The organism is Collimonas sp. OK307, assembly GCF_900113705.1.
Classification (GTDB): domain Bacteria; phylum Pseudomonadota; class Gammaproteobacteria; order Burkholderiales; family Burkholderiaceae_D; genus Collimonas.
Window position 1 is genome coordinate 1 of the sequence record NZ_FOQI01000028.1, and the last position, 14,065, is coordinate 14,065.

Below are 14,065 nucleotides of genomic sequence, written 5' to 3' on the forward strand. Positions count from 1 at the left end.
AATAGCAACGTGACTTCGTTGTCGACGGGCTTGAGTTCAACCAATAGTAACGTCACTTCGTTGTCGACTGGCCTGAGCTCGACCAACAGTAACGTGACTTCGCTGTCGACCGGCCTGAGTTCGACCAACAGCAATGTGACTTCATTGTCGACTTCGACTTCGACGGGTCTCAGTTCGACCAACAGCAATGTGACTTCGCTGTCGACAGGCTTGAGCTCGACCAACAGCAACGTGACTTCGCTGTCGACCAGCGTTTCCAGTCTGCAGGGTTCGGGTGTTGCCAATTACTTCAAAGCCGACGGCGCAAAGGATGGCTCTGATGACGCAAAGGTGGCGGCAGGCACGCGCTCCGTAGCGATCGGTGCGAACGCGAACGCGACTGGCTTGAATTCGGTGGCGCTGGGTGCAGGTTCAACCGATGGCGGATTCAATAGCGTAGTGTCGGTCGGTTCAGTGGGCGGCGAGCGGCGGATTATCAATGTAGCAGCCGGTACGCAGAACACCGACGCGGTCAATGTCAGCCAGCTGAACTCGCTGTCGACCTCCACCGCGGCCGGCCTCAATTCGTTATCGACCGGACTGGCATCGACTAACAGCAACGTCTCCTCGTTGTCGACCTCGACTTCGAGCGGCCTGAGCACGGCAAACAGCGGTATCAATTCGCTGTCGACCGGGCTTTCCACCGGCGTCTCGAACGTCGGTTCACTGTCGACCGGCCTGTCTACGACAAACGGCAATGTGACGTCGCTGTCGACTTCGACATCGACCGGCATTTCTTCCTTGTCGACCGGCATCTCGTCGTTGTCAACGGGCTTAAGCCAGGTGGTTTCGCTCTCAACAGGTTTGAATAGTGTCGCCAATGGGGCGACCTCGCTGTCGACATCGCTCAAGTCCCTGGTCGATGCTTCCAAAAGCGCTACGGACTCCGGCGCTACTTTGGGAGGCACCACGATTGGTGGCGCTAATAGCAACGGCACGGTGCAGACCCGCGGCACCGCCGGTACCGCAGTCAACAATGTGGTGGCGGCGACTTGCGGCACCGTCAACGGCGTGGATGCCACCGGCTCTGGCCTGTGCGCGCAAGCGACCAAGGATGGCGCTACGGCGATCGGTTCGAACGCCCAGGCAACTGACACCAATACCACAGCGGTGGGCTTCCGTGCCTTGGCTTCCCAGGCCGGTTCGGTGGCGATTGGTTACAACGCTCGAGCCACAGGTGATCCGACGGTAGCGATTGGTAACAACGCGCTGGCGTCAGGCAATGACGCAGTGGCGATGGGGGCAGGGGCACAGGCGACCGCGAACCGCTCGGTGGCATTGGGCGCCTATTCGGTGGCCGATCAGGATAATACGGTCTCGGTTGGTTCTGCCGGCAATGAGCGTCGTATTACCAATGTCGCTCCAGGCATCAATCCTACCGATGCGGTGAATGTGTCCCAGCTCAACAATGTGCAAAACCAGATTAGCGATGTCAAACGCGTCGCTTACTCAGGTATCGCCATGGGCATGGCCTTGTCGGGAGCGGTGATGCCGCCTCTGGAGGCCGGTGAAAAAGGTGTCGGTGTCGGTATCGGTTCTTATCAGGGATATGGCGCACTGGCCTTGCAATTCAAGGCTATCAGCAAGACTGGCAATAGTGCCTGGGGCGCCGGTGTGAGCACAACCGGTAAAAACGCTGGCTTCAGCGTCGGTTACGGCTTCAAATGGAAATAAGCAGTTTGCCCAGCGGTCAGGAGCGTAGCTCTTGACCGGATGGCAAAGTGACATGCAAACGCAACGGCTTCGAAAGAACGCCGTTGCGTTTTTTCTTGAGCATGTCCACAGCAATAAAAAAAGCCCGCGTTGCATTTGCAACGCGGGCTTTTACATCTGAATTGCCAAATTACCAGGCCGGGATCACAGAACTCTTGAACTGAGTCACGACATACTGTTTGACTTCCGGGCTATGGTAAGCCTTGATCAGCTTGGCTACCCAAGGCTTGTCCTTGTCTGCAGTGCGAATCGCGATGACGTTGGCATAAGGGCCTTTTGCGGATTCGATAGCGATACCGTCCTTGGTCGGATCGAGGCCGGCGGACTCAGCATAATTGCCGTTGATTGCGGCCGCATCCAGATCATCCAGCGAGCGTGGCAATTGAGCGGCGTCGATTTCCACGATCTTCAGTTTCTTAGGATTGTCGGCGATATCCAGCGGCGTTGCTTTCAAGCCGGCATCGGCTTTTAATTTCAATAAGCCTTGCGCCTGCAGCAACAGCAATGCACGGCCACCGTTAGTCGGATCGTTAGGGATGCCGACGCGAGCGCCATTTTTCAGATCCTTGAGGGATTTGATTTTTTTCGAGTACACGCCCATCGGAAAGGTGATGGTGTAGGCGACATTCGTCAGTTTGTAACCACGATCCTTGATTTGCGCTTCCAGATACGGCAGATGCTGATAGCTGTTGGCATCCAGGTCACCGGCCGCCAGGGCTGCATTGGGTTGCACATAGTCGCTGAATTCGACGATCTGGATATTCAAGCCATCCTTGGCCGCGATTTTTTTGACGACTTCCAGGATCTGCGCATGCGGACCACCGGTGGCGCCGATCTTGATCGGTTTGTCCTGCGCGAAGGTAGCGCTGACAGGAGCTGCGCTGAGGCCGGCGAGAAGGCCGAGGCCAGCAAATAATTGCACTAATTGACGACGATTCATTTTCTTCCTTTCAAAAATCATGACGATCCTGTGCAACGAGGCTGCGCAGGATTCAAAAAATCAGCGATGACTGAGGCGACGCACCAGGATGTCGCCCAGAGTTTGAACCAGTTGCACGAAGACGATCAAGATCACTACCACCAGCAGCATCACCTCCGGCAGGAAACGCTGGTAACCGTAGCGTATCCCCAGGTCACCCAGGCCGCCGCCGCCGATGGCGCCAGCCATCGCAGAATAACCCACCAGGCTGACGAACGTAATCGTCAGGCCGGCAACGATGCCGGCGAAAGCTTCCGGCACCAGCACCTTGTAGACGATTTGCCAGGTAGTAGCGCCCATTGCTTGCGCCGCTTCGATCAAGCCACGGTCGACTTCGCGCAATGCGGTTTCCACCAGGCGCGCGATGAATGGCGCGGAGGCAATCGTCAGAGGCACTATGGCTGCCGCGGTGCCGATCGAGGTACCGACGAAAAAGCGCGTGAAAGGGATTACCGCTACCAGCAGGATAATGAACGGTGTGGAGCGCACCGCGTTGACGATCAAGCCGGCGATCCGGTTGAATAGAGGATGCGGCAAGACGCCGTCACGGCCGGTCAGGTGCAAAGCAATCCCCAGCGGCACGCCCAGCAGGGCGCCGAGAATGCCGGAGATGCCAACCATCATCAAGGTTTCTCCGAATGACGACAAAAACAGATCGAGCATTTCAGATGACATGATTCAATTCCTCTACAGTGACGCCTTGCTCGGTTAAATAAGCCATGGCGGCGCTAATGTTTTCGCTGGTGCCGTTGGCCAGAATCGCCAGGGAGCCAAAAGCCTGTCCTTGTATTTCATCGATCTGGCCGTGCAGGATATTGAAATCCAGATCGAATTTACGGACAGCTTCCGACAGCAAAGGTTGATCTACGCCAGATCCGGTAAACGCAAAACGGAACAGGTGATCGGTGCCACTGCCCGCATCGCTTTGCGCCAGTCGTGCGCGCAGGCGCTGCAGTACACCTTGCGGCAATTCCTGGGCAATCACATCGCCAATCAAGGCCCGCGTTACTTCATGCTTAGGTGAGCGGAACAGGTCTAGCACTTCACCGTGTTCAATCACTTCGCCAGCTTCCATGACCGCCATGCGGTCGCAAATCATCTTGATGACTTCCATCTGATGGGTAATCAAGACAATTGTCAGGCCCAGCTCGCGATTGATCTTGCGCAGCAATTCCAGGATGGAGCGGGTGGTTTCCGGATCGAGCGCGGAGGTGGCTTCGTCGGACAGCAAGACCTTCGGCTCATTGGCCAACGCCCGGGCGATACCGACGCGCTGTTTCTGGCCGCCGCTGATTTGCGCCGGATAGCTATCCTTGAGTGCTGTCAGGCCAACCAGCTCCAGCAGCGGTGTGACCTTTTTCTCGATATCGATTTTAGACATGCCAGCCAGTTCTAGCGGCAGCGCGATATTGTCGTATACGGTGCGCGACGACAGCAAATTGAAATGCTGGAAAATCATGCCGATTTCACGTCGCGCGGTGCGCAACTGGTCTGCGCTCAGCGCAGTCAGGTCTTTGCCATCGACGACAATGTTTCCGGAAGTAGGGCGGTTCAGCAGGTTAAGGCAACGCACCAACGTGCTTTTGCCGGCTCCGCTGCGACCGATGATGCCGAAGATCTCGCCCTTGCGTATCGTCAGATTAACGTTACGAACCGCATCGACCGGACCGCGTGCGCCGTTGAAGCGCTGGGTGACTGCTTTGATTTCTATCATTTCAGAATGAAAAAAGGCAGCTGATTGCATAAACATCAACAATCTCGCCGCCGTTATGGTTTTTATTTAATAAGTGCTTATTTTATAAGCGTTTGCAAAGCATGGGAAGGAACATTTAGGTATGGCGTTATTACCATCGTGTCTATACAAATACAAACACCACAAGCGCAGTTAAATGGGGGCAGAGTAGCTCGCCGCGCTACGGCGGCTTACAAACTCTGTCCCTTGTTGACTACGCCCCAAAAGAAAAAGCCTGCGACGGATAACCATCGCAGGCTTCTTCAAAGCATAACAACCGATGCTTTCTCAGGGCCAGAATACTCCGGCCCTTCAAAATTACATCATGCCGTCCATACCGCCCATGCCGCCCATACCACCCATGCCGCCTGGCATGCCGCCAGCCGACTTGTCTTCTACTTCAGCGATCATCGCTTCGGTAGTCAGGATCAGGGAAGCAACCGAAGCAGCGTTTTGCAATGCCGAACGGGTAACCTTGGTTGGGTCCAGGATGCCCAGGGCAATCATGTCGCCATAAGTGCCGTCGGCTGCGTTGTAACCGTAGTTGCCGCTACCTGCCAGAACTGCATTAACCACAACCGATGGCTCGTCGCCAGCGTTGAATACGATTTGACGCAGTGGCTCTTCAATCGCGCGTAGCACGATCTTGATGCCGGCTTCCTGGTCAGGATTGTCGCCCTTCAGGTTCTTGACGTTAGCACGTGCGCGCAGGAATGCTACGCCGCCGCCAGGAACTACGCCTTCTTCAACCGCAGCGCGAGTAGCGTGCAGAGCATCTTCAACGCGTGCTTTCTTTTCTTTCATTTCAACTTCGGTAGCAGCACCGACTTTGATCAGAGCAACACCGCCGGCCAGCTTGGCAACGCGTTCTTGCAGTTTTTCACGGTCGTAATCCGAAGATGCTTCTTCGATTTGCGCACGGATTTGCTTGACGCGAGCTTCGATAGTGATGGCTTCGCCTGCACCGTCGATGATGGTGGTGTTTTCTTTGCTGATTTCGATACGCTTGGCTTGGCCCAGTTCAGCCAGAGTGGCTTTTTCCAGTGTCAGGCCGACTTCTTCAGCGATAACCTGGCCGCCGGTCAGGATAGCGATATCTTCCAGCATGGCTTTACGACGATCGCCAAAGCCAGGAGCCTTGACAGCTGCAGTCTTCAGGATGCCGCGGATGTTGTTCACAACCAGAGTTGCCAGCGCTTCGCCTTCGACATCTTCTGCGATGATCAGCAGAGGACGGCCCGACTTGGCGACTTGTTCCAGGATTGGCAGCAGGTCACGGATGTTCGATACTTTTTTGTCGAACAGCAGGACGAACGGATTTTCCAGGGCAACAACTTGCTTTTCAGGGTTGTTGATGAAGTATGGCGACAGGTAGCCACGGTCGAATTGCATACCTTCGACGATGTCCAGTTCGTTTTCCAACGACTTGCCATCTTCAACTGTGATTACGCCTTCTTTGCCGACTTTGTCCATTGCCTTGGCAATGATTTCGCCGATGTCAGCGTCGGAGTTAGCCGAAATCGAACCAACTTGAGCGATTTCCTTGCTGGTTGTAGTTGGCTTCGACAGTGTCTTGATTTCTGCAACGATGGCGACAACAGCTTTGTCGATACCGCGCTTCAGATCTGTAGGGTTGAAACCGGCGGCAACGTACTTGAAGCCTTCGCGAACGATGGCTTGTGCCAGCACGGTAGCGGTAGTAGTACCGTCACCAGCGTTGTCGGAAGTCTTGGAAGCGACTTCTTTCACGAGCTGCGCGCCCATGTTTTCCAGCTTGTCTTTCAGTTCGATTTCTTTAGCGACCGAAACACCGTCCTTGGTGACTGTAGGGGCGCCGAAGCTACGCTCCAGAACCACGTTACGGCCCTTAGGACCCAGAGTTACCTTAACTGCGTTAGCCAGAATGTTGACGCCGTTGACGATCTTGGCGCGTGCATCATCGCCGAAAATTACTTGCTTTGCTGCCATGTTTGATTCTCCTGAAGAGGGTTGAATTCGATTGTGTAGTGCGTGGACCTGATGAGAAGCGCCGGGCGCCGATCAATCAGATAATCCCGGTTTATCCGAAATTACTTGCCTTCAACTACGGCAAACAGGTCTTCTTCACGCATTACCAGCAGTTCTTCGCCGTCGATCTTGACAGTTTGACCGGAATATTTGCCGAACAAAACGCGATCGCCAACCTTGACTGCCAACGGACGGACTTTGCCGTCGTCCAGAATCTTGCCGTTACCGACGGCCAGGACTTCACCTTGATCCGGTTTTTCAGCAGCAGCTTCTGGCAGCACGATACCCGATGCAGTTTTAGTTTCTTGGTCGAGACGCTTGACGATAACGCGATCGTGCAAAGGACGAAGATTCATATGTGACTCCTTAAGATTCAACAGGTTATTTGTATTTGCAGCAACATCGCAGCAAAGGGAACTGACCGCTCTGCTTTGCTATATATAGATGCGCCGCACAGTGACTAGGTCGGGGAGATTGTTAGCACTCTCTCCTAACGAGTGCTAAGTATAGGGACGCTCTGTCGATTTTTCAAGCCCGCATTCGGATTCGCCGGTGAAATATCCATTTCTTTGTAGTCTGTCGAATACACGGTCGAGTCAGGTGAAAGTGGTATGGGGGTTACTAAACAGAGACAAAGCGCGCTATTATTGCTGCGCAGAAATCTGGCAAGATATCCGATAAAGATCGAAAGTAGCATTTTGGCAATATTTCAGGCATATTCCCTGCGTCTCGGCCTGATTGCATTCCATCCCGTGTTTTAGTCGATTGATCCCCGCGATTCTGCAGATTGTCGCAATCACATACTCAGTGGCAATGGTCCTCTTTATAGTGTCGATACACACTGTAAATTGGAGAGTTGCAGCAAATATTCTGAGACAACGCATTACCTCGTAAAAAGCATAAAACAACTAAAAACCCCAATTTGGGAGCCCTCAAAAAATTAAGTAAGGGAAAAAATGCGTTTATACAAGATGCTCGGCAGCGTACCCCTGCTGTCCGTGATCGCCGGCTGTGTTGTCGGGCCTACCTACCAGGTACCCGCGCCAGCCACATCATCACAGGCAGTGCTGCCAAAGTTTCAAGCCACTCTGCCGCAACCGGCTGCGGCAGGTACAGCTAGCGGTACAACCGATCTGACACGCTGGTGGTCGCAATTCGACGATCCGCTGATGGGCGAGCTGGTTGCCACCGCGGAGGCAAACAATCCAGGCGTGGCGCAGGCACTGGCGCGTATTGCGCAGGCGCGCGCCACTGCGGTTTCGTCCGGCAGCGCGTTATATCCTTCGCTGGCAGCCAATGCCAGTAGCATCCGCAGCCGGACTCTCTCCGGCGGCACCGGCGACACAGCCTTCATCTCCACCAGCAGCAGCGCCACCTTCGACGCCAGCTGGGAGCTGGACCTGTTCGGCGGCAAACGCAAAGCTGCCGATGCCGCCAATGCGCGCGTATCCGCCCGCAATGCGGATTGGTATGGCGCCCGGGTGTCGCTGGCGGCTGAAGTCGGCAGCACGCTGGTCAACTACCGCGCTTGCGTCGCGACTACAGAGATGCTGGCGCAAGATTTGAAATCGCGTGAACAAACCGGACAACTCACTGCACTCAAGGTCAAGGCAGGCTTTACTGCGCCTGCCGACGGCGCCTTGATTAACGGGTCGACCGCCGATGCGCGGCAAAAGCTGATCGTGCAGCGCTCCGAATGTGATCTGGATGTCAAGGCGCTGGTGGCGCTGACAGATATTCCTGAACCGGTATTGCGCACCAAGCTCGCACTTAACCAGCACTTGCCGCAACCACACGACATCACAGTCGACAGCGTGCCCGCGCAAGCTTTGTCGCAACGGCCCGATATCGCGGTGGCTGAGCGGGAACTGGCGGCGGCCGGCGCAGAGATCAACGTCGCCCAGGCGAATCGGTATCCGAGTATTTCGCTGCTGGGCAGCATCGGTGTCGGCGGCTTGCGGTTTGATGGCCAAAGCGGGCATTCCAATACCTGGTCGTTCGGCCCTACGCTCAACTTGCCTTTGTTTGATGCCGGCCGCCGCAAGGCTGAAGTCGACCTGGCCCGCGCCCGCTACGATGAGGCTTATGCAGGCTACCAACTACAAGTCCGGACTGCTGTGCGAGAAATCGAAGAAGCATTGGTGCGGCTGGATGCGGCGGCGCGGCGTGAAAACGATGCGGCGCTGGCGGCGCAGGAATATGAGCGTTACTACCACGCCAACGACGATAAATTCAAAGCCGGGAGCGGCAGCCTGTTTGAACTGGAAGACGCACGCCGTACTTTCCTGGCAGCACAGCAAACTCAAATCAGCGTACAACGCGAACACGTAACCGCCTGGATCGCACTATATAAAGCCCTGGGCGGCGGCTGGCGCAACGACAAGGAGCAGGCAGCCATACCGGCATCGCCTGCTACTGCGCCAAACACCGATCGTTCTTAACAATACAAGTAAAGAATACTGTCATGAAAAAACCGTCTTTCAAGCAAATAGCAATCGCCGCAGTCGTCGTTGTCATTGGCAGCGGCGCGTTCTGGGCCATTACCGGCAATCACGCTAAATCCGTCGACAAGGAGCCGGCCAAGCCGAAGGCGTCGCTCACCGTTACCACCACCAAAGCACAAAGCATCGACTGGCCATTGTCCCTGTCTGCCAACGGCAGCATCGCCGCGTGGCAAGAAGCCGTGGTCGGCAGCGAGCTGGGCGGATTGTTGCTGGCGGAAGTGCGGGTCAACGTCGGCGACGTCGTCAAGCGTGGCCAGCTCCTGGCCCGGTTTACCAATGAAAGCGTGGCGGCCCAGGTGGCGCAGCAAAAAGCCGCGGTGGAAGAAGCGCGCGCCGCCTTGTCCGAGGCCGATGCGAATGCTGAACGGGCACGGACTCTGGTCAATAGCGGCGCCTTGAGCGGTCAGCAAACCACGCAATACGAGGTGGCTCAGCGCAGTGCCAAAGCACGTTTGTTGTCGGCCCAGGCGAGCCTGGAAATGCAACAGATCCGGTTGCGCCAGACCCAGGTGATTGCGCCCGACGACGGGGTTATTTCTTCGCGCACCGCAACGGTTGGCGCGGTGGCATCCCAAGGGCAAGAGCTATTCAAGCTGATTCGCCAGAATCGTCTTGAATGGCGCGCCGAAGTTAACGCCACGGACCTGTTGCAAATCAAGGTCGGGCAGGCAGTGAAATTACGCGTGACCAACGGTGTCCTGGTAGACGGCAAGGTGCGCATGATTGCACCTACGGTAGATCCGCTTACTCGCAACGCGCTGGTGTATGTCGATTTACCGGTGCCAGGCAGTGCGCACGCCGGCATGTTCGGCACCGGCCAGTTTTTGCTGGGTCAAGCCGAAGCACTTACCTTGCCGCAAAGCTCGGTGGTGATGCGCGACGGCTTTAGTTATGTCTACCAATTGGGTAAGGACGACAAGGTCATACAAACCAAGGTGACTCTGGGGCGTCGTGTCGGCGAACGGATCGAAGTGGCCAGTGGCGACAATGGCATCACGCCGGCGATGATCCTGATAGAAAAGGGCGCGGGATTCCTGGCAGACGGTGATACGGTACGTGTGGCTAATCCGGCGGACGCTAAGCCCGCCGTTAATCCCGTCGTTAAGCCGATTTCGGCCCGCAACGCATCGCTGGCATCGAAGTAAGCGAGGATCCGCCATGAATTTTTCCTCTCTCTCGATCAAACATCCGGTGCCGGCCATTTTGCTGTTCATTTTGCTGACCATCATGGGATTGATGAGTTTCAAAAGCATGATTGTGCAGAGTGATCCGGACATCGAATTTCCGTTCATTTCAGTGACGGCCAGTTTGCCAGGTGCATCGCCGTCGCAGCTGGAAACGGAAGTCGCGCGCAAGATTGAAAATTCGGTGGCTACCGTCACCGACATCCGTCATATCTACACCACCATCAGCGATGGCGTAGTGAATATCCAGATCGAATTTCGCCTGGAAAAAGACATTGCCGAAGCGATGAATGATGTACGCGATGCGGTCAATCGCGTGCGTAGCGATATGCCTTCCGATCTGCGCGACCCTGTCTATGGCAAGGCCAGCACTTCAGGTCAGCCGATCATCACGTACACCGTAAAATCCGATCAGCTGGATGAAGAAGCATTGTCCTGGTTTGTTGACAATGACGTTTCCAAAGCCCTGCTGTCGGTTCAAGGTGTGGGGAAGATAGCCCGGGTCGGTGGTGTCAATCGTGAGGTGCTGGTTGAACTCGATCCTGAACGCATGGCGGCCTTGAACGTCTCAGCGGCGCAAATCTCGCGCCAGCTGCAACGTGTGCAGCAGGAGGCGCCGGGCGGAAAAGCCGATATCAGCGGCGCCCGGCAATCGGTGCGCACCATCGGCACCGTCGGCAATGTGGCTGAGATCGCTGCGTTGCAGATGGCTTTGCCGGACGGTCACGTTATCCGCCTGGACCAGGTCGCCAAGGTGACCGATGGCGTCGGTGAACGCACGGCGATTACGCTGCTCGACGGCAAACCGGTGGTCGGATTTGAAATCACACGAAGCAAGGGCGCTGGCGAAATCGTTGTCGCCAAAGCCGTAAAAAAAGCGGTCGCTGCGCTGAACGAGAAAGCGTCGCACGTCAAGATCGAAGAAGCTTTCAATAACGTCGACGCCGTCCAGGAAAACTACGATGGTTCCATGTCGCTGTTGTATGAGGGGGCGATCCTGGCAGTGCTGGTGGTCTGGTTCTTCTTGCGCGACTGGCGCGCAACGCTGGTGGCTGCTGCTGCTCTGCCGCTGTCTATCATCCCCACTTTCATGGCGATGAATTACCTTGGCTTTACTCTCAACGGCGTGACTTTACTGTCGCTGGCGCTGGTGATCGGGATCCTGGTTGACGATGCGATCGTTGAAATCGAAAACATCGTGCGCCATCTGCGCATGGGGAAAACGCCGTATCAGGCGGCGATGGAAGCTGCCGACGAAATCGGCCTGGCGGTGGTGGCCACCACGTTTACGCTGGTCGCGGTGTTTTTGCCAACGGCATTCATGAGTGGCATCGTCGGTAAATTTTTCAAGCAATTCGGCTGGACTGCCGCCATTGCGGTGACTACCTCATTGATAGTGGCTCGGCTGCTGACGCCGATGATGGCGGCGTATTTGTTAAAGCCGATCGTGCATGAGAAAAAGGAAAGTCGTTTGATGACCAGGTATCTGGTGGTTGCATCGTGGTGCATGCATCACCGGGTCAAGACCACGATCATGGCTGCGGTATTCTTTGCTGCATCCCTGGCGATGATTCCTTTCTTGCCGACCGGCTTCATTCCCGCTAGCGACAGAGGCCAGACGCAAGTCACGCTGGAACTGCCGCCTGGCAGCATCCTGGCGGATACCCGCGCCAGCGCAGAATACGCACGCAGCTTGTTGATGACCAATAAGGATGTGTCCCAGGTGTATAGCGCGATTGGCGGCGATGATGCAAGGCGCGCGACTTTGACCGTACTGCTCAGGGATATGCCGGAGCGTAAAAAGAAGCAGAGCGAGGTCGATATGGAGCTGCGCAAGCTGCTGCAGCAGTTACCAGGTTTGCGGTTTACAGTCGGCGCCGGCGGCAACGGCGAGGAACTGCAATTATTGTTGTCCGGCGACGATCCGCAAGCACTCAGTGCGGTGACGCAAGCGGTAGAGCGTGAAATCCGCGGCATTCCGGATCTCGGTAATGTGACTTCCAGCATCAGCCTGGTGCGTCCGGAAATCATCGTCACGCCTGATTTTGCCAAAGCCGCCGATCTTGGCGTTACCGCTTCGGCGATTGGCGATACGCTGCGCATAGCGACTTCGGGCGACTACGATCAATCGGTTGCCAAGCTGAATCTGCCGGAACGCCAGGTGCCGATTCGCGTGCGCTTGCCGGAAGATGCGCGGCACGACATGAGTGTGCTGGAACGCCTGTCGGTGCAAGGAAAAAACGGCAACGTCCCGCTTAGCTCTGTCGCCGATATTCGTTTTGACAGCGGACCGGCGCGTATCGACCGCATCGACCGTAACCGCCGCGTGATCATCCATGTTGAGCTGAACGGTCACGAACTGGGTGAAGTAATGGACAAGATCAATCAGTTACCGAACCTGAAAAACCTGCCACCTAACGTCAAGCGCGGCGAATTGGGCGATGCGGAAGTCATGAAGGAGTTGTTCTCCGGGTTCGCCGTGGCGATGCTGACTGGTGTCTTGTGCGTCTATATGGTGCTGGTGCTGCTGTTCAAAGGATTCTTGCAACCGGTGACGATTCTGGCGGCATTACCTTTGTCCATCGGTGGCGCATTTGCGGCATTGCTGATCACACATAATTCGTTCTCCATGCCGTCGCTCATCGGTTTGCTGATGTTGATGGGGATTGCGGTCAAGAATTCGATTCTGCTGGTGGAGTACGCCATTGTGGCCCGGCGCGATCACGGACTGAGCCGCTTCGACGCCTTGATGGATGCTTGCCACAAGCGGGCCCAGCCGATCGTCATGACCACCATCGCCATGGGTGCCGGCATGTTGCCGATTGCGCTGGGATTGGGAGCCGACTCCAGTTTCCGCGGACCGATGGCGATTGCCGTGATCGGCGGGTTGGTGACGTCGACATTCTTGAGTCTGCTGGTGATACCGGTGGTATTTACGTATGTCGATGACTTCCTGATTTGGTCTAAACGTAAATTCCGGCGCAAACACGGTGAGGCAGCTGCCGGTGTAGCTGGTGGCAAACTACATGCCGCTGAGAAGTAGCAGTAGGGTGGGCAAGCCGTTGTGCCCACCCTACGACTGCGTGCTGCATCCAACGAAAATACACGAAAGTCCCTGGTTACCCTATGCTATCGATAAAAATGGCTTGGCGGCTTGATTGCAGCCTCGCCGCATCTCGATACAGGATTCAACTGAGGACAAACATGGATATACGCCGCCTGGTTTTTCATACACACCCGCGTCTGGTGATTGCGTTGCTGGTAGGTGTCGTGGTCTGGGCGATCCTGCCGCAGGGCTCGCACCTGACGCAGCTGCTGATAGCCTGGAATGCAGGCGTCTGGACTTACCTGGTGACGCTTTGGTGGATGATGACCAGAGCCACATCGGAACTGGTGAAAAGCCGCGCCGCCATAGAAGATGAAAACGATACCATGATCCTGGTCATCATTTGCATCGCGGCCGTTTCCAGCATCGGCGCGGTGGTAATGGGATTGACGCAAACCAAGGACTTCTTGCCGGGACCGAAAGAACTCCGGTACTTGTTTACCGGGATGACTGTGCTGGGCTCGTGGTTCATGGTCGGCACCGTCTTCGCCTTGCACTATGCACGTCTGTTCTATGCCTGCGATGCCGACAAACTGCCGCTGCGCTTCCCTGACGATGAAAAGAATCCCGATTACTGGGATTTCCTCTATTTTTCTTTCACCATGGCGGTTGCGGTACAAACTTCCGATGTGAGCATCATGACGCGACCAATGCGCAAGATCGTCTTGATGCAGTCGATACTGACGTTCCTGTTCAATTCAGCCATCCTGGGCTTGTCGATCAATATCGCGGCCGGTCTGGTCGGGTAAGTTTCCGATAAGAGCGTTTCGCTTGCGACGTAAAAAAAGCCAATCCTTGCGG

The 14,065-nt window shown here is 55.8% G+C and carries 10 protein-coding genes; 5 read left to right on the plus strand and 5 right to left on the minus strand.

What is annotated here, in order from left to right; all coding sequences use genetic code 11:
* The coding region (locus BM205_RS23035; RefSeq protein ID WP_175511364.1) for a YadA family autotransporter adhesin at positions 1-1,713 on the plus strand (1,713 nt) is incomplete at its 5' end.
* Between the two features lie 169 nt (positions 1,714-1,882).
* On the opposite strand, the gene BM205_RS23040 is transcribed toward BM205_RS23035, so the two are convergent.
* From BM205_RS23040 to groES, 5 genes are all read right to left on the minus strand, one after another.
* On the minus strand, positions 1,883-2,692 hold the full coding sequence (locus BM205_RS23040; protein ID WP_092417194.1) for a MetQ/NlpA family ABC transporter substrate-binding protein: 810 nt from the start codon (positions 2,690-2,692) through the stop codon (positions 1,883-1,885).
* A gap of 60 nt (positions 2,693-2,752) precedes the next feature.
* Entirely contained in the window at positions 2,753-3,406 is a 654-nt protein-coding gene (locus BM205_RS23045) for a methionine ABC transporter permease (RefSeq protein WP_092360165.1), read from the minus strand.
* Positions 3,396-4,445 carry a methionine ABC transporter ATP-binding protein gene (locus tag BM205_RS23050; RefSeq protein WP_092417217.1) on the minus strand — a complete coding sequence of 350 codons (1,050 nt, stop codon included), beginning with the start codon at positions 4,443-4,445 and terminating at the stop codon, positions 3,396-3,398. Before BM205_RS23050 ends, BM205_RS23045 begins: the two co-directional genes overlap by 11 nt.
* Positions 4,446-4,781: 336 nt before the next feature.
* Positions 4,782-6,431: a chaperonin GroEL gene (gene groL, locus BM205_RS23055; RefSeq protein ID WP_092417195.1), complete on the minus strand. Its 1,650-nt coding sequence runs from the start codon at positions 6,429-6,431 to the stop codon at positions 4,782-4,784.
* Between the two features lie 101 nt (positions 6,432-6,532).
* A complete protein-coding gene (gene groES, locus BM205_RS23060; protein ID WP_092360168.1) occupies positions 6,533-6,826 on the minus strand; it encodes a co-chaperone GroES in 294 nt (97 codons plus the stop codon).
* Between the two features lie 600 nt (positions 6,827-7,426).
* Here groES and BM205_RS23065 point away from each other — a divergent pair.
* The 4 genes from BM205_RS23065 (at position 7,427) to BM205_RS23080 (ending at position 14,013) form a co-directional block, all read left to right on the plus strand.
* Positions 7,427-8,911, plus strand: a complete 1,485-nt coding sequence (locus BM205_RS23065) for an efflux transporter outer membrane subunit (protein WP_092417196.1) — start codon at positions 7,427-7,429, stop codon at positions 8,909-8,911.
* A gap of 23 nt (positions 8,912-8,934) precedes the next feature.
* On the plus strand, positions 8,935-10,119 hold the full coding sequence (locus BM205_RS23070) for an efflux RND transporter periplasmic adaptor subunit (RefSeq protein WP_092417197.1): 1,185 nt from the start codon (positions 8,935-8,937) through the stop codon (positions 10,117-10,119).
* 13 nt (positions 10,120-10,132) lie between these two features.
* Positions 10,133-13,201 carry an efflux RND transporter permease subunit gene (locus BM205_RS23075; RefSeq protein WP_092417198.1) on the plus strand — a complete coding sequence of 1,023 codons (3,069 nt, stop codon included), beginning with the start codon at positions 10,133-10,135 and terminating at the stop codon, positions 13,199-13,201.
* Positions 13,202-13,362: 161 nt separating this feature from the next.
* On the plus strand, positions 13,363-14,013 hold the full coding sequence (locus tag BM205_RS23080; protein WP_092417199.1) for a DUF1345 domain-containing protein: 651 nt from the start codon (positions 13,363-13,365) through the stop codon (positions 14,011-14,013).
* Positions 14,014-14,065 lie beyond the last annotated feature (52 nt).

Coding starts and splice junctions, on each gene's coding strand:
- BM205_RS23040 (WP_092417194.1), bottom strand. CDS start 2,692: ATGAATCGTCGTCAATTAGTGCAATTATTTGCTGGCCTCGGCCTTCTC.
- BM205_RS23045 (WP_092360165.1), bottom strand. CDS start 3,406: ATGTCATCTGAAATGCTCGATCTGTTTTTGTCGTCATTCGGAGAAACC.
- BM205_RS23050 (WP_092417217.1), bottom strand. CDS start 4,445: ATGATAGAAATCAAAGCAGTCACCCAGCGCTTCAACGGCGCACGCGGT.
- groL (WP_092417195.1), bottom strand. CDS start 6,431: ATGGCAGCAAAGCAAGTAATTTTCGGCGATGATGCACGCGCCAAGATC.
- groES (WP_092360168.1), bottom strand. CDS start 6,826: ATGAATCTTCGTCCTTTGCACGATCGCGTTATCGTCAAGCGTCTCGAC.
- BM205_RS23065 (WP_092417196.1), top strand. CDS start 7,427: ATGCGTTTATACAAGATGCTCGGCAGCGTACCCCTGCTGTCCGTGATC.
- BM205_RS23070 (WP_092417197.1), top strand. CDS start 8,935: ATGAAAAAACCGTCTTTCAAGCAAATAGCAATCGCCGCAGTCGTCGTT.
- BM205_RS23075 (WP_092417198.1), top strand. CDS start 10,133: ATGAATTTTTCCTCTCTCTCGATCAAACATCCGGTGCCGGCCATTTTG.
- BM205_RS23080 (WP_092417199.1), top strand. CDS start 13,363: ATGGATATACGCCGCCTGGTTTTTCATACACACCCGCGTCTGGTGATT.